Source organism: Raoultella sp. T31, from assembly GCF_002806725.1.
Taxonomy (GTDB): domain Bacteria; phylum Pseudomonadota; class Gammaproteobacteria; order Enterobacterales; family Enterobacteriaceae; genus Klebsiella; species Klebsiella electrica.
This window is the reverse complement of the sequence record NZ_PIBO01000006.1, coordinates 116,581-135,471: the sequence shown is the minus strand read 5'-3', so window position 1 is coordinate 135,471 and position 18,891 is coordinate 116,581. Positions and strand designations below refer to the sequence as shown.

Genomic DNA, 18,891 nt, shown 5'->3' with positions numbered 1-18,891 from the left:
GTTCGGCGTGCAGAGATTAACGACGGTCGAGGGAGATAGCGCCCGGACCCGTGATGGCCAGAAGCAAGAAGGCTCCAGCGATACTGATGTTTTTGTAGAAGTTAATCATATTGGGAAGTACGGCATCACCGCTCATATCCCAGTAATGATGGCCAATGACGGCCGTGCCGAGCGTGTAAAAAATAAAGATAACCGCCAGCGGGCGGGTGAAGAAACCGAGGACAATCAGGATCGCCGCCGGAACCTCCATCAAAATCGCGATAATAGCCGATAGCGTCGGAAGCGGAGCGCCGGAGGAGGCCATATATTGTACCGTACCGCTAAAGCCCATCAGTTTGGGATAGCCAAATATAATAAACAGCAGCACGACGGCAATACGGGCGATCAGCAGCAGAACAGAACGGGAAGAGCCAAAGTCGAAATAGCGTAGCGTGTTCATAATCAATCCGTTGTGAAGGTGCGTGATTTAAACGTAATACACAATGAGGCACTCTGCCATGCTATGTACCGTTATGTTTGTCAAATACGCAAAAGGTCGCAGCGCGACCTTTTAACCCGGCCTTACAGAGATTTAAGCGCAATACTCTCATCGGTCAATGCTTCAATCGAAAGCGGTTTGCCCGATTGAATCAGCTTGCGCAGTACGCGCACTTCGCGCCCCTGATTGAGCGCAACGGCCCCGACTAACTTACCGCCACGTAACTGCAACCAAATTGCTTTTTTCTGCTCAGGGTCGCCCCGACAACACCAGCTTTCACCCTGCATATCCCCGACGAACTGCAAATTGTCGCTGAATTGATCGGTCCAGAACCAGCCCGGCGCCGCGACAGGTAGCTCCTGCCCCAACATGGCTGCCGCGGCGATTTGCGCCTGAACGTTGGCGTTTTCCCAGCTTTCAACGCGATGCAGGGTGCCATCGGCCAGACGCGTCAAGGCCACATCTCCGGCAGCGAAAATAGCAGGATCGGAGGTGTTACAGCGTTCGTCCACCACAATGCCGTTGGCCGTTTCCAGCCCGGCGTCACGGGCGAGGGCGTCGTTCGCGACGATACCGATACCGTAAATCACGGCGTCGGCCTGAAGTTGTTCGCCGCTCTGTAGCGTCAGCGTCAGGTTGTCGCTCGCCTCAATGCGTTCAATAGCGCTGTTGAGCAGCAAACGCACGCCGGCTTGCTGGTGGCGATGTATCAGGTAGTCGCGCACAGGCGGCGGGGCATTGCGACCCATTACCGTCGGCCCAAGTTCAATCACCGTGACCTGACAGCCGCGCAGGGTGGCGCTGGCGGCCAGCTCCAGGCCAATGGTTCCCGCACCAACAATCACCAGCGATTTTCCTGCCTCCAGCACAGGGCGCAGGCGTGCAGCATCGTTGGCATGGCGCAGCGTGAAGCAACGGTCGCCCAGCTTGTCCAGCAACGGCAGCGGGCGCGCTGCCGCGCCGGTTGCGATGAGCAGTTTCGTCCAGCGGTAGGTTTGACCCTCTGCCAGAATCACCGTTTTCGCCTGGCGATCAAGCTGGCGAATCGTCACTCCTGAATGTAATTGCACGTTATTCGCCTGCCACCACTCGGCGGCAAGCACCGGCTGAAGCTGCGGGCTATCGTCCAGCAGCATTGCTTTCGACAATGGCGGGCGCTCATAGGGCAAGTGCGGCTCATCCGAAAAGAGATGCAGTTCGCCGCTGAACCCCTGCTGGCGTAGAGACGCCGCCGCCATCGCGGCGGCCTGACCACCGCCAATAATGGCAATGATTTCATTATTCATGGTGTCTCCTTAGAGATCCAGTCCGGCGGCAACGTGGCGGATGCCACGAATTGCCAGGCCGGCATCAGCATTGATCATCACGCCACTTAACGTCCGATTGTTGCGCCGCGACGCCAGCATGACGTAAGGTCCGGTGAAGTCAGCCGGGGCAGGGAAAAATTGCAGCGGTAGAATGGCGGCAATTTTCTCCGCTGTTAGCGACTGCATAATCGAGGTGTCGCTCTGTCCCAGGGCCTGCGGGCCGCGCAGGTCGCTTGCCATCCCGCATGGCCCGACACCGTTCACGCGTACTTTCGGTGCCAGTTCGTAGGCGAGCTGGCGAATTAACCCGGTGGCGGCATGTTTGCTGGCGGTGTAGAGCGGGCCGCCGCCGCCGGGGTACCATGCTGCATTCGACAGGGTGAAAATCATGCTGCCTTCGCTGGCAATCAGCGCCTGTGCGCAGGCTTTCGCGCCCAGTAAATAACCTAATACGTTGACGTTAAACAACTCGTGGAAGCCGCTCTCCAGGGCATCGGCGGGGGTCGTGACCAGCGAGGCGTTGTGATCCCATAAGCCCGCGTTGCCGATGAAACAGTCCAGCTTGCCGAATCGGATCAGGATCTGCTCGACGGCACGCTGATAGTCGGCGTAGCAGGTGACGTTACCTTCCACCGCCAGCACATGCTCGCCGAAACGCTGACGCAGACTGGCGACTTTGGCGGCGGACAGTTCCAGCGTGGCCACGTTCGCGCCCTCTTCAATAAAACGCTCGATCAGCGCCAGCCCCAAACCGGAGCCGCCGCCGGTGATAAAAATCACTTCATCTTTTAAATCGCTCATTGCGCTTCCTCCGGGATATCAACAAATACCTCGCCGCCTTCGACATAAACCGGGTAAGTGGCGACGGGATCGGTGGCGGGCAGGCACATGGCTTTACCGGTTTTCAGACAAAAGCTGGCGGCGTGCAGCGGGCACTCCACGGTCGCATCGTCTTCCAGATATCCCTCGGACATTGATGCGTTGCCGTGGCTGCAACGATCGTTAATGGCATAAAATTCCCCGCCAACGTGAAACAGGGCAATGACAGGGGATGTTTCCAGCCGGAGCGCTTCACCCTCCGGCAGCTCCTCGGTGGAGCAGGCAAATACACGGCTCATCAGAACAATACACTCAGGTTGTGGGAGGTGATCACTGCCTGGTCGAGCACGATTTCGCGTGCCAGCAGACGCCACTGTTCGCCATCCAGGCGTCGCACTTTGTCAATGCGCGTTCCAATGTAAAAGGTTTCGTCGCGCTCTTTCTGGGCGCGATACAGCAGGTAGTTGACGCGCACGGCAAACACATCGGCCTGGTCAGTTTCGGTGATTTGAATATTGCTGACCATATGGCGGGTGCGCGACGGCGGTTCCTCCGCCCACGCCATTCCTGTCTCGAGACGGGCGATGCGACATTCAAGCTGATCTTTGTTGTCGTTGAAAATCCAGGTCGTCGGCGGCTGCTTGCCTTTGCGACGATCGCGGGTTTGCGCATTCACCGTCGTGCGCATGGTATAGACTACCTCGTCGTCGAGTTGAGCCAGCCAGTCGCGAAAGCGCCAGTCGTCCAGCAGTGAGGCTTCCAGATACAAAAACTGGGCGATGCGATGATGCAGTTCTAAAGAGACCGGGGCGCTCATTTCATCACCTCCTGCTGCCAGGCAGCGGTTTTCTCGTTCACTTCCTGCCAGCTTTCGCTGGAGAGCAAATCGGCCCAGCGCTGATACATCCCGCGCGCGGCGGTTTCCGAGAAGATATAGTTGGTGATGCCCGGAATACCATCTTCGCGGCGCTTTTCCTGACCGAGGCCCATTTGCACACAGAGCTTGCTGTGACGCGCCTTGTTGCCCTTCAGCAGTTTTTGAATTTCACACCAGTTTTCTGAGTCGTCCTGCTCGAGGAATCCTGCCGGACCAAAGGCGCGGGTAGCGCTGTTTTCAAAGGCGGCTTTGACCTCATCAGACGCCGCTTTGTCGGTGATGCAGAAGGCCCACACTTCGACCTGATCTGGCCCGCGCGGATGCCAGACGCGCAGCGTAGCGGTGCCGTTCAGCCAGGAGAGGGTGGGGAAAATATTGTTGTGACCCGCCAGACGCAGGGCGCGCACCTTGCCCAGCCGCTGTTCAGCTTCCTCGTAGGTATCGCGGTAATAGCTGGAGACTGCGCCATCGACCCAGACGTTAGCATCCGGTTTCTCAGTAAAGAAGAAGCCGCTGCCGTGACCATCCTGGCCGAACTGCAGCGCGTCTTTCGCCGTTTCCCACACCGGGCGCGCGGTCTGGCCAGCGCCGAGATGATTGGTGCTGTCATCATCTTTTACGCCCAGCACCTGTACGGCGGAGGCGTGGCTGAAGAGGGCGTGGTACTGGTCGCTGGCGAACTGTTCTGCCGGGAATTTCCAGTTGCAGTTGATGAGCCATTTCTGTACGCCCCCGACGATTTCGGTGCCGCCTTCGCGGCGATCGAGCATCCCGTCCAGATACCATTTCATATCGCCAAGGTATTCCAGCAGCGCGGGGGCAGATGTATCCCAGTTGGCGAAAATCAACCCCTTATAACTCTCAACGCGGGGCACTTCGTTCAGGCCCCAGTGGGATTTACACAGCCCTTGCGGGTAGGCGCGCGGCTCCAGCGGCACATCAATCAGTTCGCCGTTGATACCGTACGACCACCCGTGATATGGGCAGGTAAACGCTTTGGTGTTGCCGCAATCGGCGTAACTTACGCGCATCGCGCGGTGGCGGCATTGGTTCAAAAATGCTTTGATGCTGCCATCCTTCTGACGAACGACAACCACCGCATCTTCGCCCATGTAGGTGTTAAAAAAGTCGCCTGCTTTGGGGAGCTGGCTCTCGTGCGCCAGAAACAGCCAGCAGCGACCGAAAATACGCTCAAGCTCCAGTTGATAAATATCAGGGTCGGTATAGATAAGCGGGGTCACGCTACCGTTATGGGTGTCGATCAGTGAGTAGATGTCTACAGGTGTTTTCGTGGTCATATCATTATCTCGTGGGTAAGAGGTATTGACCTTCTGGTTCTTGTGTCTTTGTTATGTTGCTAATTGGTTGTTGTTATGTAAAATACTTAATTTCTACCAGCTGAGACGTTTTATCTATGACAAGGAGGGGGGATGGAACTGAGACACCTTCGCTACTTTGTCGCGGTTGCTCAGGAACTGAATTTCACCCGCGCAGCGGAAAAACTGCACACATCGCAGCCGTCCCTCAGCAGCCAGATCCGCGACCTGGAACAGTGCGTGGGTGTCTCGTTGCTGGAAAGAGATAAGCGTACAGTGACCCTGACCGCCGCAGGCGAGAGTTTTCTTGCTGACGCGCGGGCCATTCTCGATCAGGCCGAACAGGCGAAAATCCGCGCGCGTAGCGCCGCTATACAGAACAATCATCTGGTCATTGGCTTTGTACCTTCGGCAGAGGTCAATCTGTTGCCGATGGTGATGCCGCTACTCCGTCTGCGCCAGCCGGAAACCCACATCGAGCTGGTCAGTTTGATCACCACTCAGCAGGAAGAGAAGCTACTCAGCGGCGAGCTGGATGTGGGGTTGATGCGTCATCCTGTCTATAGCCCGAAAATTGAGTCTCTCGCGCTTTTCCACGAACCGCTGGTCGTGGTGATGCCTGCCACACACCCGCTGGCGCGGGAACGTGAAATCACCGCAGAGCAGTTAAACGGGGTTAATTTTGTCAGCACCGACCCCGCTTATTCCGGCGAGCTGGCCGCTATTGTAGATAAATGGGTTACAGAGCAGCGCTGCCAGCTCAACGTGGTGCAGATGGCGACCAATATTCTGGTCACCATGAACATGGTTGGCATGGGGCTCGGCGTGTCCCTGATCCCCGGTTATATGCAGAGTTTTAACACCGGGCAGGTCGTTTTCCGGCCGCTGGCCGGCGAGGTGCCGACCATTGCTCTGCTGATGGTATGGAAAAAAGGTGAGCTGAAGCCTGCGCTGCGTGATTTTATTGATATTGTGAAAACGCGCTGTGAGCGGTTATAGCTCCCATTGTTTGATGGCATCCTGACTGGTTTGTCACCGGTTGGCACTTTTCAGCGTTGTAACGCCCGATGCACGTCATCGGGCGTTTTGTCTTTCAGGACCAGATGTGGCCGCCATGGTTATAAATTGCCGCTGATTCTTTGACCATCGCTATCAACGTAATGTCTGCAGTTGCTCTTCCACATACAGATAGCCAATGCCAAGCAGCTGTTGTTGACGACTCAGCTGTCCGAAGCCAATTTGCGTTGCTCTGGTGCGCGGCGTGTCGCGATGATCGAAAGGGTTAAAGCCTGTCTGCCTGATGATGGTATTCAACCACGCGTCACCAAATCCGCAGCTGCGGCCGTACAATAAAATATTGTTTATATTTAAGATATTCAGGAAGTTGTAGAGGCTGAGCCCGATGGCGTTTGCGGAGTCTTCCACCCAGGTATGAAGGCGAGAATCACCCTGCTGCCATTTTTCGATCAGGGCATCGATGGTCAGCGCATCGGGATTATCCGCGAGATCGGGCTGCGTTTTAAGCCATATCCGCGCCTGTTTTTTCAATGCGCTGAGCGAGGCCACCGTTTCCAGGCAGCCATAGCGCCCGCAGTCACAGGCAACGCCATCAGGATTGATAATGGTGTGTCCAATCTGGCCGCTGCCATAAAGGCTACCGCGCCAGACCTGGTCGTTGATGACAAATGACGAGCCAATACCGTAATCGACGTTGATCACGCAGAAGTCGCGATACTGTCCTTCATTTTGCCATTTTTCCGCCAGCGCCAGCATGACGCAGTCGTTATCGACTCTTACCTGAACGCCGAGCTCTTCTTCAAGCAAGTATTTTAGTTCAACTGGACTCTTCCAGCGCGCCTGCGGCATGGTTTGAGAGACGCCGGTCACGGGATCCACCTGACCATGAACACCCAGCGCGAGATTGATTGTGCGTTCCGGATATTGACGATGAATGTGTCGCCAGCATTCGATAATTGCGATGAGCAGAGCCTGCGGGGTGGGGGCATCAATCCGTATATGCTGGTGGCCGTCTACGGCCAGCAAGCGCGCATCAGCAAGCTGGTACTCAATGCTGGTTGGCGTGATGTTCATGCAAAGCGTCCACGCCCGTTGCAATGGAATCTGAAAACTTCCGCTATTTACGCCTCTGCGACTCATTTTTTCGCTGGAGTGGCTGATCAAGCCTTCACCGAGGAGTTCTTCGAGAATATTACTCACGGCCGGAATGGATAACCCGCTGAGCTGCGAGAGTTGCGATTTGCTAAGCTGTTTTTCCCGCCACAGATGGGCAAGAAAGATAGATTTATTGACTTGCCTGACCTGAACATTATTGAAACCGGTTCGCTGCATACACTTAACTCTCTTAACTATATTGCGTGAGCATTGTGCATTTTAACAGCTAAACAGGAATATAAACTCGACGTATTGAATATTTTACTTCATTTCATTTAGTGGAGATCGATATGTACGGCGCGGTTAAGGTCTGGCAGGAAACGATTACATTACCGACGTGGACAACGGGGGCGGAAGATCCTAACCCGATGTTCCTTGAGAAACGGGTCTATCAAGGTTCTTCGGGTAGTGTGTACCCCTATGGCGTGATTGATACGTTAACCGGTGAGCGTGAGTTGCGTGATTATCATGCGGTATGGATGGAGAATGATTTTATTCGCATCATGCTCCTTCCGGAGCTCGGCGGACGTATCCATCGTGCCTACGATAAGGTTAAGCAACGTGATTTTGTCTACTACAACGAGGTTGTGAAGCCTGCACTGGTGGGGTTACTTGGGCCATGGATTTCCGGCGGTATTGAGTTTAACTGGCCCCAACACCATCGGCCGACAACGTTTATGCCCGTTGATTTTACGATCCAGCAGGGGCAAGACGGTACGCAAACCGTATGGATGGGGGAGGCGGAACCTATGCGTGGTTTGCAGGTTATGACTGGATTTACCCTTTATCCTGACCGCGCACTAATCGAAATTACAGGTAAGGTTTTTAACGGTAATGCCACGCCGCGGCATTTCTTGTGGTGGGCCAATCCGGCAGTCAAAGGCGGCGATGCACATCAGAGCGTGTTCCCTCCCGATGTGACCGCCGTCTTCGACCATGGCAAGCGCGATGTCTCTGCATTCCCTGTTGCCACGGGCACTTATTATAAGGTTGATTACTCGGCTGGGGTGGATATTTCCCGCTATAAGAATGTCCCCGTACCGACTTCCTATATGGCGGAAAAATCGGATTACGACTTTGTCGGTGCTTTTCATCATGATGAACGCGGCGGGCTCTTGCATGTCGCCGACCACCATGTCTCGCCAGGCAAAAAACAGTGGAGCTGGGGCCATGGTGATTTCGGTCAGGCGTGGGATCGGAATCTGACCGACAATAATGGCCCCTATATTGAACTGATGACCGGTGTATTTACCGATAACCAACCGGATTTCACCTGGCTTGACCCGTATGAAGAGAAAATTTTTGTGCAAAATTTCCTTCCTTACAGTGAGCTGGGAAATGTGCAAAATGCGAATACGCGACTTGCTCTCAAACTTGTTCGTGAAGCTCAACAGCTGCAATTAGGGATTTATGCGATTGCTCCACTGGAAAATATTGTTGTGGAGCTGAGTGCGGATGAGCAGCCTCTTTATGAAACTCAGCTAACGTTAAAACCCGGTGAAAGCTGGTTGCAAACTCTGCAGGAGAAGGACGCCGCGCGCTTAACTCTGCAGGTAAAAAACAGGGAAGGCGAACTATTACTGAAGTATCAGGAGCATCAGGCGCAGCAAACGCCATTACCCGATCCTGCAATAGCACCAGCTATGCCGGAAGCGATCGATAACGGGGATGAGCTTTATTTCATAGGCCAGCACCTGGAGCAGTACAACCATGCCAGCCGCTATGCTGCCGATTACTATCGCCGGGCGCTAGCGCTTGATCCACAGGATTATCGCAATAATGTTGCCCTCGGCACGTTGGCGTTTAACGCTGCTGACTGGTCGTTGGCGGAGCAATGTGCCCGGGCTGCGCTGCTGCGCGCCCATCGTCTGAATAAAAACCCTCGGGATGGTGAAGCCAGCATGTTGCTCGCTAGCGCTCTGGAAAGACAGGGCGATGAAACCAATGCATGGGATCACTATTACAAGGCTTCGTGGAGTGGAAATTGTCGTGATGCGGCCTACTGGTCGCTTGCGCGACTGGCAATGAAGCGCGGTGATATCGCAGAGGCGTTAGATAAAGTGGACATTAGCCTCCGGTTTAATGGCAGTAATCATATGGCAATGGCGCTTAAAGCACTGGCGTTGGCGGAGTTACAACGCGGCAGTGAGGCCCTGAATTACATATCGGTATGTCTTGAGCAATATCCACTAAGCTACCCGTTGCATTGTGTTCGCTGGATGATCAATCAGGACGATGAGGCGCGCGATAGCCTGCTGCAGGTGACTGGTCGTAGAGGTATTAATGCCAGTCTGCTTGCTGGATGGTTGCTTTCTATCGGGCAGAAACAGATCGCAAAAACGGTGTTAGCGATCCTCGATTGTCAGGAGGCCATTCCAATGTTGTGGCGAGCGGCATTAAGCGAGGTAGCCAGCGAGCGCCAGCGCTTTATCTCATTGGCCCAGCACTGCCACACGTTACGGGTACGCTTCCCTAATACGCTCGATGAAGTCCAGATGCTGCAGAAACTGGATGCCAGTGCTTTTGCCCGTTATCTGTTGGGGTGCTTCTGGTATAGCAAAAGACGCTACGACGAGGCGGTTGCTTGCTGGCATGAGACCCTGGAGCAAGCCCCGAATTATGCGCCAGCGCATCGTTTGCTTGGTGTGTATGCCTGGAACAAACAACATGATTCGGTGCAGGCAATGGCCCGACTCCGCCAGGCGGTCGTTCTCGAACCTGAAAATGCTCGTTTTCGGTTCGAACTCGATTATCTCAGTAAGCTGACCGGCGCCTCCGTTCGCGAGCGATTACGTCATCTGGAGGAGAACCGTTCTGTCGCCCTGAAGCGTGACGATCTTACTGCTGAGTTACTTAGTTTGTGGAACAGTTGCGGGCGTTATGCCGATGCCGCACATATTTTGCGCACACGAATGTTTCATCCCTGGGAAGGTGGGGAGGGCAAAGTGACCGGCCAGTATCTACTTAATCAGTTGCACAGTGCCTTACAGGCAATTGAGAGCCGGATGTTGCCGCAGGCTATTCAACACCTGGAGGAGGCGTTGTGCTACCCCTATAACCTTGGGGAGGGGAGACTACCGGGGCAGACAGATAACGACATCTGGTATCTGCTCGGTTATTGCGCGACGCAAAACGGGGAAACTCAGCAAGCGACGGCGTACTACCACCGCGCGCTCCAGGGCGGTACTACGCTGGATGCCGGACGTTACTATAACGATCAACCCGCTGATTATCTCTTCTGGCAGGGAATGGCAATGCGCCAGTGTGGCAATGAAGCGCAGGCCGTGCAGCATTTCCGGAACTTTATCACCTGGGCTCAATGTCACCAGAACGACGTCCCACAAGCCGACTTCTTCGCCGTTTCGCTACCTGATCTGGTGGTCCTGGATATGCCGGCGCAGCAGCAACATCAACAGCATTGTCTTTTCATTGAAGCGTTGGGGCATCTGGGATTGGGGAATATAGCCCACTACCAGCATGCAATACAGCAACTGTTGGCGATCAATCCTGCTCATGATAAGGCGCATCTGATTAACCATGCCTTGCAAAGCGGCATCTTTTCCTGAACCTCAAACTGGCGGGTACGTCCCGCCAACCCTACTGTTCCCTGCGTTTCCCTTAAAGAGGAATCGATATGAATAACGCGCAGACACATCTTAAAATGGGCTACGTCTGGACTATCTGTCTGGTTGCCGCCTGCGGTGGTTTACTGTTTGGCTATGACTGGGTGGTCATCGGCGGAGCAAAACCGTTTTACGAAGCTTATTTCTCTATTACCGACCCGGCACAGTCCGGCTGGGCAATGAGTTCAGCGCTAGTGGGTTGTGTGTTTGGCGCGCTGGCCTCCGGATGGTGCGCCGATAAATTTGGCCGCAAACTGCCTCTGATTATGGCCGCAACATTGTTTACGCTGTCTGCCTGGGGAACCGCGCTTGCCCACAGCTTTGATATGTTTGTCGTCTGGCGTATTGTCGGCGGTCTTGGCATAGGTCTGGCATCCGCGCTAAGCCCTATGTATATCGCTGAGATAAGCCCCGCAGCACAGCGTGGACGTTTTGTGGCGGTCAACCAATTGACGATTGTTATTGGCGTGCTGGCGGCTCAGTTGGTTAATCTGATGATTGCTAAGCCGGTAGCGAGCGGTGCCACGCTTGCAGAAATTAGTGCCAGCTGGAACGGGCAGGTGGGCTGGCGATGGATGTTTGGATCTGGCATCGTTCCTGCAGTTGTCTTTCTGGTACTGATGTTTTTTGTTCCTGAATCTCCGCGCTGGCTGGTACGTGCAGGCAAAAGCCAGCGTGCTCACCAAATGCTGATGCGTATCGGTAATCAGCGCTACGCCGATGAAACTATCCGTGATATTGAGCACACCCTCAGTAAAGATACGCAAAAAGTCTCCTGGTCAGCTCTGCTGGAGCCTAAGGTACGTCCGATCATCGTGATTGGCATCGTCCTGGCTATGTTCCAGCAGTGGTGTGGGATTAACGTCATTTTCAACTACGCGCAGGAGATTTTTGCCTCTGCCGGGTTTGATATTAACAGTACGTTGAAATCAATCGTTGCTACCGGACTTATCAACCTGGTCTTTACCATCGCGGCGTTACCGCTGGTCGATAAAATCGGCCGCCGCAAACTGATGCTGCTGGGGGCGGCTGGTCTGACTATTATTTACGCGTTAATCGGTGCAGCCTATGGTCTGGGAATTTTGGGCTTACCTGTACTTATTCTGGTGCTGGCGGCGATTGCTATATATGCATTAACGCTCGCCCCGGTCACCTGGGTGCTGCTATCGGAAATTTTCCCCAATCGCGTACGTGGCCTTGCTATGTCGCTCGGGACGTTGGCATTATGGATTGCTTGTTTCTTGTTAACCTATACCTTCCCGTTGCTCAATGCCGGGTTGGGAGCCGCAGGTAGCTTCATTCTGTATGGCGTGATTTGCGCAGCAGGCTATCTCTACATTTTGCGCAATGTTCCGGAAACCAAAGGTGTAACTCTGGAAGCGCTGGAAGAGCAACTGGCGCAGCGTCATGCCGGTAGGCAGGCGATGAAACAGGAGCAGATACGCTAATGGCGGATAGCTTTCTTCTGGAAAACGCGCATCTTCGGATGCGCGTCAACCCACTGGGCGGCAAGGTACAAAGCCTGTTTGCCCGTCAATGCCAGATTGCAGTTTTATATGATAATCCTGCCGGCGGCATGTTCCCGATGATACCTATGGCGAACCGCGTATCAGATAATCGTTTTCTGTTTCGTGGACGTGAAGTCAGGTTGCCCAGTCATCATGCGGATGCACGTTTCTTCTTGCATGGCGATGGCTGGTTACAACCGTGGGAAGTCAAAGAGCAATCTTCCTGTCATTGTGTACTGCAATTGCGTCAGAAACATTCCTGCGGATTCGATTATCTGGCGCTCATACATTATGAACTGCAGCAAGAGACTCTTATCGCCACTATGACCCTCGTTCACTGTGGGGATGAGCCAATGCTGTACGGTGGCGGTTTTCACCCATTCTTCGCCTTCGACAGGCACAGCCGGGTACAGTTTCAGGCGAGCGGACACTGGCCGGAAGGCGACTTGCATTTACCGCTAAGCTGGCGCGGAGAGCTGCCAGCAGGAGGCGATTTCTCGCAGGCGAATTACGGTGATGATAGTTGGTTAAACGTTTGTTACTCCGGCTGGGGCGGCGTCGCAAGCATTCAACGAGATGTGATGTCTGTCACGATTTTGTCGCAAACTCCCTGGTTGATGCTTTTCCGGATGCCGGGTGAACCGTTTATCTGCCTTGAGCCGCAGAGCCATCCGGTTGACGCGCATAATATGGAAGGGCAGCCCGGTCTGGTGGTCTTAGGGGCGGGCGATACCGTTTCATGGTCGCTGAAAATAGCGGTAAATCAGGTACTCTTTGGTGGGGCATAGATAAATCCTCGCCTTGCGCCCGTGGCGCTTTATCGCCAGACTATCGCCTCCATTCGGGAGGGAATCATGGTCTTGCACTCCACGCGCTGGTTGGCGCTTAGTTACTTCACCTATTTTTTCAGCTACGGCATTTTCCTGCCTTTCTGGAGCGTCTGGCTGGCAGGGACAGGCTTAACGCCGGAAACCATCGGTATGTTATTGGGTGCCGGGCTGGTGGCCCGTTTCCTGGGGAGTCTGCTGATCGCGCCGCGGGTCAGCGATCCCTCGCGGCTGATTTCCGCTCTGCGTCTCCTCGCGCTACTGGTGCTGTTGTTTGCCCTGGCCTTTTGGGCCGGGAACCACGTTGCCTGGCTGACGGTGGTGATCGTGGGGTTCAACCTCTTTTTCTCTCCGCTGGTGCCGCTGACCGATGCGCTGGCCAACACCTGGCAAAAACAGATAACTATGGACTACGGGCGGGTGCGCCTGTGGGGCTCGGTGGCGTTTGTTATCGGTTCGGCGCTCACCGGTAAGCTGGTCAGCCTGTTTGACTATCGGGCTATTCTGCTGCTGCTCAGCCTCGGCGTCGCTTCTATGCTGCTGGGGATGTTGCTGAAACCCTCGGTGATGCCGCAAGGGGCGTCTCGCCATCAGGAAGGGGCAGGGGTTGCGGCCTGGCTGTCGCTGATACGGCAAAGCTGGCGCTTTCTCGCCTGCGTCTGTCTGCTCCAGGGGGCGCACGCCGCCTACTACGGCTTCAGCGCGATTTACTGGCAGGAAGCCGGTTACTCGGCCTCTGCCGTGGGCTATTTATGGTCACTGGGCGTGGTGGCGGAAGTGGTTATCTTTGCGCTGAGCAAAAAAGTCTTCAGTCGCTTCAGCGCCCGGGAACTGCTGCTGCTTTCGGCCGTGTGCGGTCTGCTGCGCTGGACGCTGATGGGCGCGACCACGGCATTACCGTGGCTTATCGTCACCCAGATTTTGCACTGCGGCACCTTCACGGTCTGCCACCTGGCGGCGATGCGCTATATCTCCGCGCGCCAGGGCAGCGAAGTGATACGCCTGCAGGCGGTCTACTCCGCCGTGGCGATGGGCGGCAGTATCGCGGTGATGACGGTTTTCGCTGGCTTCCTCTATCAGCACCTGCACCAGGGCGTATTCTGGGTGATGGCGCTGGTGGCCCTCCCGGCACTGGTGCTGCGGCCAAAAGCGGTTGCCTAATCCTCCAGCATTTTACAAATATGCTGCCGCTGTTTCACGCTGAACATCTCTTCAGCGTGAAACAGCGGCGGCGAAAACAGCGGTAGCGCGGTGGCATACGGCGTGACGACCAGCGCCACACCTTTCGGCGCCCCTTCTTTCTCAAAATCCCGCACGCTCTGGTATTTGATATTGAGCGGCAGCAGCGTCAGTTCACGCAGCTGAAGTTCCAGCGCCTGTTCCAGAACAGGATTGTCGTGAGTGAGCAGCACGACCTGTTTCTCATGAAGATCGCTTTTCTGCATCAGCCATGCGCCGAAAATCACCGCAATCAGTCCCACCTCGTCCTGATTAAAGGCTATCTCATACGTCGCTTCAAACTCGCTCAACGCGGCCTGGGTGGTACGCATCAGACGCGGGTAGAGGCGGCTAATCTCTTCCGGCAGCGCGTTATCAATACCGATAGCGAAAACGCTGCGGTTGAGCGCCTGCGACAGATGAATATAAAGCTGATCACTCAGTCCCTGGTCATCGCTGAACGGCCGTCCTGCCAGATCCTGGAAGCGATGAATTAAGCGGTCGATGGCCAGGTGCAGCCGCCGGTCCTGGCGATGGCCGTCGCGGATGGGATCGGGCGTTTTCAACAACATAAAGAGCAGCGTCAGGAACAGCTGTTCGCCGGCGTGCGGCGTGCTGGCGACCCGGCGTTGCCAGTGGCGAACGATCTCCTGGGCGAGCGCGAACTCTGCCGCTTGCTGCGTCCAGCGCTGCTGCTCCTGGGTAAAATCCGGCGTGAGCCCAAGATGGTGTTGCAGCAGGCAATATTGCAGATACAGGCGCAGGAAATGAATATCCCGACAGTCAAACTGCCGGTTGAGCATCCGCGAGCAGCGGTTAACCAGCGCCCGCAGGTTGGTGTCGTCATACAGCGTTCGCGCGATGCCCTGTAGTTTAAGCTGCGTTTTTAATGCCGGTGTAAAATGGTGGGCAATAAAATGCGGACATAAACGCAGCGCTCGCCGCAGGCCGTGCAGCAGGCACAGACGTTGATCGATGACGGCACCTTCAATCCGGTAGCTGCCGTCCACCTGCGACGAAAGCGTCAGCCGGTGGTAACGCTGAATTTCGCGTGCGGTCTCTGCGATATCCTGCCGGGCCGTTGACTCATCAACCTGGTTGATGTGGCTAAGCCGTTCTGGCGTCACCGGCTGCCCGGGCAGATAAAACATCAGCAGTACCTGACTACGGCGCTGTGGACTGGAAAGCGCAGATGGTGGTTCAATGACGGTCATCATCTGGTGGGTTCCAGTTAGGGTTTTTGCTAAGAATAGCTAATGGATAAATGGAGATCAGGGCAGTCCGGCGCCTTTACGTCAGGATTGCTGGCTAAGTTCACAGAATTTTTCGCGTGAGGAACGGATGAAGAGAGTGAAACAATGCACCAGTGCGGCATTTTTCATGGTTTTATCATTTAGTGTGCTGGCGCACCCGCATAGCTTCATTAGCCTGAAAACGGAAGTCGTGGCGGACAACGGGCTGCTCACCGGTTTTAAAATGCGCTGGACGATGGATGAAATCACTTCGGCAGATCTGCTCTACGATGCGGGGCAGGCAAAGCCTGGGGATGAAGTGTGGAAAAAACTGGCGGCGGAAGTGATGGCCAACGTACTCGGCCAGCATTACTTCAGCGAGCTCTGGCATAACGGTCAGCGGGTGAAGTTTGATAATCGGCCTGATGGCTATGGTCTTGAACGCGATGGGCATCAGGCGGTGCTGACGTTTACGCTGCCGCTGGCAAAACCTCAGCCGCTGGCCGGACAGACGTTAACGTTGTCGACATTTGATCCGACCTATTATGTCGATATGCACTATGACAAAGCGAGCGATGTCACGCTGCCCGCCGCGTTGCGCACGACATGCAAGGTCAAGGTGGTCACGCCGGAACCGAATGAAAAAATGGCGGCCTTTGCCCAGTCTCTCGATAAGGCCGACGCGCCGCCGGAAGATATGGAGCTGGGAACCTACTTTGCGCAGAAGGTGACGCTGACATGTCCGTAATTTTCTCTCACGCCGCACGCACTTCGCGTCTGCGCCAGATGTGGCCGCTGGCGCTGTTTTTGCTGCTGGCGACAGCCGCGGGGATCTGGCTGTGGCAGGCCTGGCCACAGGTCTTACTGCAAAGCGCCATCTGGCAGCGGACGTTGAATCTTGAGCTGAGCCGTCTGCTGAAAGCCGTTGCGGAAAACCCCTCTGCGGCGGGGTTCTCGCTGCTGGCATTCAGTTTTATCTACGGCGTGCTGCACGCCCTGGGGCCAGGGCATGGCAAGATAGTGATTACCACCTGGCTGGCAACTCATCCGGCAAAACTTAAATCCAGTATCATGCTGACCCTGGCGGCTTCGCTCCTGCAGGGCGTTGTGGCGATTGCGCTGGTGGTGGTGGTGTTAACCCTCCTGCAACTGCCGGCCAGGCAGCTGCATCTCAGTAGCTTCTGGCTGGAGAAAGGCAGCTATTTGCTGGTAGGGGCGCTGGGTCTGCTGTTGTGCTGGCGGGCGCTGAAAAAGCTGCGGGCCGCGCTGCGGCGACCGACATTTACCGCCTTTACGCCGCACCACGTTCATCATGCCCAGTGCGGATGCGGGCATCAGCATATGCCGGCACCGGAACAACTCCAAAGCGGCGATGACTGGCGCGCGCGGCTGGTCATTATCCTCTCGATGGGGATGCGGCCCTGTTCCGGGGCGATTATGGTCCTGCTGTTTAGTAAAGTGATTGGCGTGTTTAACTGGGGAATGGCGGCGGCGCTGGCGATGGCGGCAGGCACGTCGTTGACCATTAGCGGGCTGGCGCTGCTGGTTCATGGTTTCCGGCAACTGGCCGTTAAGCTCAGCGGCAATAAGACGCCACCGATGTGGCAACACGTTGCCTGGGCGACGCTGGCATTGGCCGGCGGTGTGATTTTACTGGTTGCGGCGCTGGTGATGTGGAGCAGTGCGGCGCCTGTCGGCGGGGGCTTACGACCCTTTTAAGGAGCACCCTCACCCCGTGTGCCGGGGTGAGGGGAGAAGAATTAGCGCTTCAGCGCTTCACTCAGCTCGTCACGCATATTCGCCAGCATGGCTTTCACAACGCGCGGATTGCCCGCCACGATGTTGCCGCTCATCAGGTAGTTGTGACCGCCGGTGAAATCGCAGACCAGCGCGCCCGCTTCACGAGCGATCAGCTCGCCTGCGGCAAAATCCCACGGTTTCAGCGCAATTTCAAAATAACCGTCAACGCGGCCTGCGGCCACGTAAGCCAGATCCAGCGCGGCAGAACCGGTGCGACGGAAATCAGCACACTCGGTAAACAGCTTACCGAGAATATTCATGTACGCTGTTGCGTGCTGTTTCGCTTTGAACGGGAAGCCGGTCGCCAGGATTGTGCCATCGAGATCGCGGGCGTTGCTGCCGCGCAGACGGTAGCCGTTCAGCTGCGCGCCCTGACCACGGGTCGCCGTGAACAGTTCGTTACGCATTGGATCGTAAACCACCGCGACTTCAGTACGGCCTTTGATGCGTACGGCGATGGAAACAGAGAAGTGGGGCAGACGTTTGACGAAGTTGGTGGTGCCATCCAGTGGATCGATAACCCATTGAACATCCTGATCTTCACCTGCGTGTTCACCGCTTTCTTCGGTGATGATGGTGTGCTGCGGGTAAGATTTGCGAATGATTTCAATAATCAGCGCTTCAGCTGCTTTATCGACGTTGGTCACAAAATCATTGCTGCCTTTCTGGCTGGTTTCTACGGAGTCTGGGGTTTCGTAGTGCTTGGCAATTAAATTACCCGCCTTGCGCGCTGCGCGCACGGCGATGTTCAGCATCGGATGCATCGGTCTCTCTCACTGGATGTTAAAGAACGGGAAAAAACGGCACATATAGTAACAGCGAATTCTGCCTATGTCTTCGTTTTATGATAGCATGCGTGAATAATCTTTAGCCGAAGAACCATAATGCTGCAAAATATTCGAATCGTACTGGTAGAAACATCACATACTGGAAACATGGGTTCCGTTGCCCGGGCCATGAAAACCATGGGGTTAACTAATCTGTGGCTGGTTAACCCGCTGGTTAAACCGGATTCTCAGGCTATCGCGCTGGCCGCTGGCGCCAGTGACGTGATTGGCAATGCGCAGATCGTCGATACCCTGGATGAAGCCCTGGCCGGCTGCAGCCTGGTGGTGGGAACCAGTGCTCGTTCACGTACTCTGCCGTGGCCGATGCTTGACCCGCGCGAGTGCGGTCTGAAGAGCGTGGCGGAAGGGCAGCACGCACCGGTTGCGTTGGTCTTTGGCCGCGAACGCGTTGGGCTGACCAACGATGAGCTGCAGAAATGTCACTATCATGTGGCTATTGCCGCAAACCCGGAATACAGCTCGCTGAACCTGGCGATGGCGGTGCAGGTTATCGCCTACGAAGTGCGTATGGCCTGGCTGGCTACCCAGGAACAGGAAGAACCGGCAGTCGGGCACGAAGAGACGCCGTATCCGCTGGTTGATGATTTAGAACGTTTCTACGGCCACCTCGAGCAAACCCTGCTGGCCACCGGTTTTATTCGCGCCAGCCACCCGGGGCAGGTGATGAACAAACTGCGTCGTCTGTTTACCCGCGCGCGCCCGGAAAGCCAGGAGCTGAATATCCTGCGTGGTATGCTGGCGTCGATTGAGCAGAACAATAAAGAGTAATTGCGTGCGTTGCTGCCCGGCGGCGGCGCTTGTACGGGCCTGCGGTTTTGTCGGTAGGGTAGCGCAGCGCCGTGGGTAAATAGAGACCGCACGGATGG

The 18,891-nt window shown here is 55.5% G+C and carries 17 protein-coding genes; 8 read left to right on the top strand and 9 right to left on the bottom strand.

The annotated features are described in order from the left end of the window. Positions 1-16: 16 nt before the first annotated feature. The 6 genes from CWM52_RS06415 to hcaE form a co-directional block, all read right to left on the bottom strand. The gene (locus CWM52_RS06415; protein WP_100683340.1) at positions 17-439 is read right to left on the bottom strand and encodes a DoxX family protein; all 423 of its coding nucleotides are present in this window, start codon (positions 437-439) and stop codon (positions 17-19) included. 122 nt (positions 440-561) lie between these two features. Beyond that, positions 562-1,764, bottom strand: coding sequence for a phenylpropionate dioxygenase ferredoxin reductase subunit (hcaD, locus tag CWM52_RS06410; protein WP_100683339.1), 1,203 nt, complete (start codon positions 1,762-1,764; stop codon positions 562-564). 9 nt (positions 1,765-1,773) lie between these two features. Next, complete coding sequence (gene hcaB, locus CWM52_RS06405) at positions 1,774-2,586, bottom strand: 3-phenylpropionate-dihydrodiol/cinnamic acid-dihydrodiol dehydrogenase (RefSeq protein ID WP_100683338.1); 813 nt, start codon at positions 2,584-2,586, stop codon at positions 1,774-1,776. Continuing rightward, complete coding sequence (gene hcaC, locus CWM52_RS06400) at positions 2,583-2,903, bottom strand: 3-phenylpropionate/cinnamic acid dioxygenase ferredoxin subunit (protein WP_100683337.1); 321 nt, start codon at positions 2,901-2,903, stop codon at positions 2,583-2,585. Before hcaC ends, hcaB begins: the two co-directional genes overlap by 4 nt. Continuing rightward, complete coding sequence (gene hcaF, locus CWM52_RS06395) at positions 2,903-3,421, bottom strand: 3-phenylpropionate/cinnamic acid dioxygenase subunit beta (protein WP_100683336.1); 519 nt, start codon at positions 3,419-3,421, stop codon at positions 2,903-2,905. The genes hcaC and hcaF overlap by 1 nt, the downstream gene beginning before the upstream one ends. Next, positions 3,418-4,779, bottom strand: coding sequence for a 3-phenylpropionate/cinnamic acid dioxygenase subunit alpha (gene hcaE, locus CWM52_RS06390; protein ID WP_100683335.1), 1,362 nt, complete (start codon positions 4,777-4,779; stop codon positions 3,418-3,420). Before hcaE ends, hcaF begins: the two co-directional genes overlap by 4 nt. Before the next feature lie 132 nt (positions 4,780-4,911). Here hcaE and hcaR point away from each other — a divergent pair, with 132 nt between their 5' ends. Further along, complete coding sequence (gene hcaR, locus CWM52_RS06385) at positions 4,912-5,796, top strand: DNA-binding transcriptional regulator HcaR (protein WP_100683334.1); 885 nt, start codon at positions 4,912-4,914, stop codon at positions 5,794-5,796. Between the two features lie 153 nt (positions 5,797-5,949). Here the strand turns inward: hcaR and CWM52_RS06380 are convergent, their stop codons facing one another. After that, the gene (locus tag CWM52_RS06380; protein ID WP_100683333.1) at positions 5,950-7,146 is read right to left on the bottom strand and encodes an ROK family transcriptional regulator; all 1,197 of its coding nucleotides are present in this window, start codon (positions 7,144-7,146) and stop codon (positions 5,950-5,952) included. 113 nt (positions 7,147-7,259) lie between these two features. Here CWM52_RS06380 and CWM52_RS06375 point away from each other — a divergent pair, with 113 nt between their 5' ends. The 4 genes from CWM52_RS06375 (at position 7,260) to CWM52_RS06360 (ending at position 14,088) form a co-directional block, all read left to right on the top strand. Beyond that, positions 7,260-10,535: a DUF5107 domain-containing protein gene (locus CWM52_RS06375; RefSeq protein ID WP_100683332.1), complete on the top strand. Its 3,276-nt coding sequence runs from the start codon at positions 7,260-7,262 to the stop codon at positions 10,533-10,535. A 68-nt stretch (positions 10,536-10,603) separates the two neighbouring features. Then, a complete protein-coding gene (locus CWM52_RS06370; protein ID WP_100683331.1) occupies positions 10,604-12,040 on the top strand; it encodes a sugar porter family MFS transporter in 1,437 nt (478 codons plus the stop codon). Then, positions 12,040-12,888, top strand: a complete 849-nt coding sequence (locus CWM52_RS06365) for an aldose 1-epimerase (protein ID WP_100683330.1) — start codon at positions 12,040-12,042, stop codon at positions 12,886-12,888. Before CWM52_RS06370 ends, CWM52_RS06365 begins: the two co-directional genes overlap by 1 nt. Positions 12,889-12,954: 66 nt before the next feature. Then, positions 12,955-14,088 carry a 3-phenylpropionate MFS transporter gene (locus tag CWM52_RS06360; protein WP_100683329.1) on the top strand — a complete coding sequence of 378 codons (1,134 nt, stop codon included), beginning with the start codon at positions 12,955-12,957 and terminating at the stop codon, positions 14,086-14,088. On the opposite strand, the gene csiE is transcribed toward CWM52_RS06360, so the two are convergent. Then, entirely contained in the window at positions 14,085-15,362 is a 1,278-nt protein-coding gene (csiE, locus tag CWM52_RS06355) for a stationary phase inducible protein CsiE (RefSeq protein ID WP_100683328.1), read from the bottom strand. The two genes, CWM52_RS06360 and csiE, sit on opposite strands and share 4 nt — an antisense overlap. A gap of 124 nt (positions 15,363-15,486) precedes the next feature. Here csiE and CWM52_RS06350 point away from each other — a divergent pair, with 124 nt between their 5' ends. Beyond that, positions 15,487-16,125, top strand: a complete 639-nt coding sequence (locus CWM52_RS06350) for a DUF1007 family protein (protein ID WP_100683327.1) — start codon at positions 15,487-15,489, stop codon at positions 16,123-16,125. Continuing rightward, entirely contained in the window at positions 16,116-17,096 is a 981-nt protein-coding gene (locus CWM52_RS06345; RefSeq protein WP_100683326.1) for a nickel/cobalt transporter, read from the top strand. The genes CWM52_RS06350 and CWM52_RS06345 overlap by 10 nt, the downstream gene beginning before the upstream one ends. 41 nt (positions 17,097-17,137) lie before the next feature. On the opposite strand, the gene suhB is transcribed toward CWM52_RS06345, so the two are convergent. Further along, on the bottom strand, positions 17,138-17,941 hold the full coding sequence (gene suhB, locus CWM52_RS06340; protein ID WP_100683325.1) for an inositol-1-monophosphatase: 804 nt from the start codon (positions 17,939-17,941) through the stop codon (positions 17,138-17,140). A 120-nt stretch (positions 17,942-18,061) separates the two neighbouring features. On the opposite strand from suhB, the gene trmJ reads away from it, so the two are divergent. Next, positions 18,062-18,793: a tRNA (cytosine(32)/uridine(32)-2'-O)-methyltransferase TrmJ gene (gene trmJ, locus CWM52_RS06335; protein ID WP_100683324.1), complete on the top strand. Its 732-nt coding sequence runs from the start codon at positions 18,062-18,064 to the stop codon at positions 18,791-18,793. Positions 18,794-18,891 lie beyond the last annotated feature (98 nt).

Excerpts from the sequence above, each read along its gene's own strand:
- CWM52_RS06415 (WP_100683340.1), bottom strand. The coding sequence starts at position 439 with ATGAACACGCTACGCTATTTCGACTTTGGCTCTTCCCGTTCTGTTCTG.
- hcaD (WP_100683339.1), bottom strand. The coding sequence starts at position 1,764 with ATGAATAATGAAATCATTGCCATTATTGGCGGTGGTCAGGCCGCCGCG.
- hcaB (WP_100683338.1), bottom strand. The coding sequence starts at position 2,586 with ATGAGCGATTTAAAAGATGAAGTGATTTTTATCACCGGCGGCGGCTCC.
- hcaC (WP_100683337.1), bottom strand. The coding sequence starts at position 2,903 with ATGAGCCGTGTATTTGCCTGCTCCACCGAGGAGCTGCCGGAGGGTGAA.
- hcaF (WP_100683336.1), bottom strand. The coding sequence starts at position 3,421 with ATGAGCGCCCCGGTCTCTTTAGAACTGCATCATCGCATCGCCCAGTTT.
- hcaE (WP_100683335.1), bottom strand. The coding sequence starts at position 4,779 with ATGACCACGAAAACACCTGTAGACATCTACTCACTGATCGACACCCAT.
- hcaR (WP_100683334.1), top strand. The coding sequence starts at position 4,912 with ATGGAACTGAGACACCTTCGCTACTTTGTCGCGGTTGCTCAGGAACTG.
- CWM52_RS06380 (WP_100683333.1), bottom strand. The coding sequence starts at position 7,146 with ATGCAGCGAACCGGTTTCAATAATGTTCAGGTCAGGCAAGTCAATAAA.
- CWM52_RS06375 (WP_100683332.1), top strand. The coding sequence starts at position 7,260 with ATGTACGGCGCGGTTAAGGTCTGGCAGGAAACGATTACATTACCGACG.
- CWM52_RS06370 (WP_100683331.1), top strand. The coding sequence starts at position 10,604 with ATGAATAACGCGCAGACACATCTTAAAATGGGCTACGTCTGGACTATC.
- CWM52_RS06365 (WP_100683330.1), top strand. The coding sequence starts at position 12,040 with ATGGCGGATAGCTTTCTTCTGGAAAACGCGCATCTTCGGATGCGCGTC.
- CWM52_RS06360 (WP_100683329.1), top strand. The coding sequence starts at position 12,955 with ATGGTCTTGCACTCCACGCGCTGGTTGGCGCTTAGTTACTTCACCTAT.
- csiE (WP_100683328.1), bottom strand. The coding sequence starts at position 15,362 with ATGATGACCGTCATTGAACCACCATCTGCGCTTTCCAGTCCACAGCGC.
- CWM52_RS06350 (WP_100683327.1), top strand. The coding sequence starts at position 15,487 with ATGAAGAGAGTGAAACAATGCACCAGTGCGGCATTTTTCATGGTTTTA.
- CWM52_RS06345 (WP_100683326.1), top strand. The coding sequence starts at position 16,116 with ATGTCCGTAATTTTCTCTCACGCCGCACGCACTTCGCGTCTGCGCCAG.
- suhB (WP_100683325.1), bottom strand. The coding sequence starts at position 17,941 with ATGCATCCGATGCTGAACATCGCCGTGCGCGCAGCGCGCAAGGCGGGT.
- trmJ (WP_100683324.1), top strand. The coding sequence starts at position 18,062 with ATGCTGCAAAATATTCGAATCGTACTGGTAGAAACATCACATACTGGA.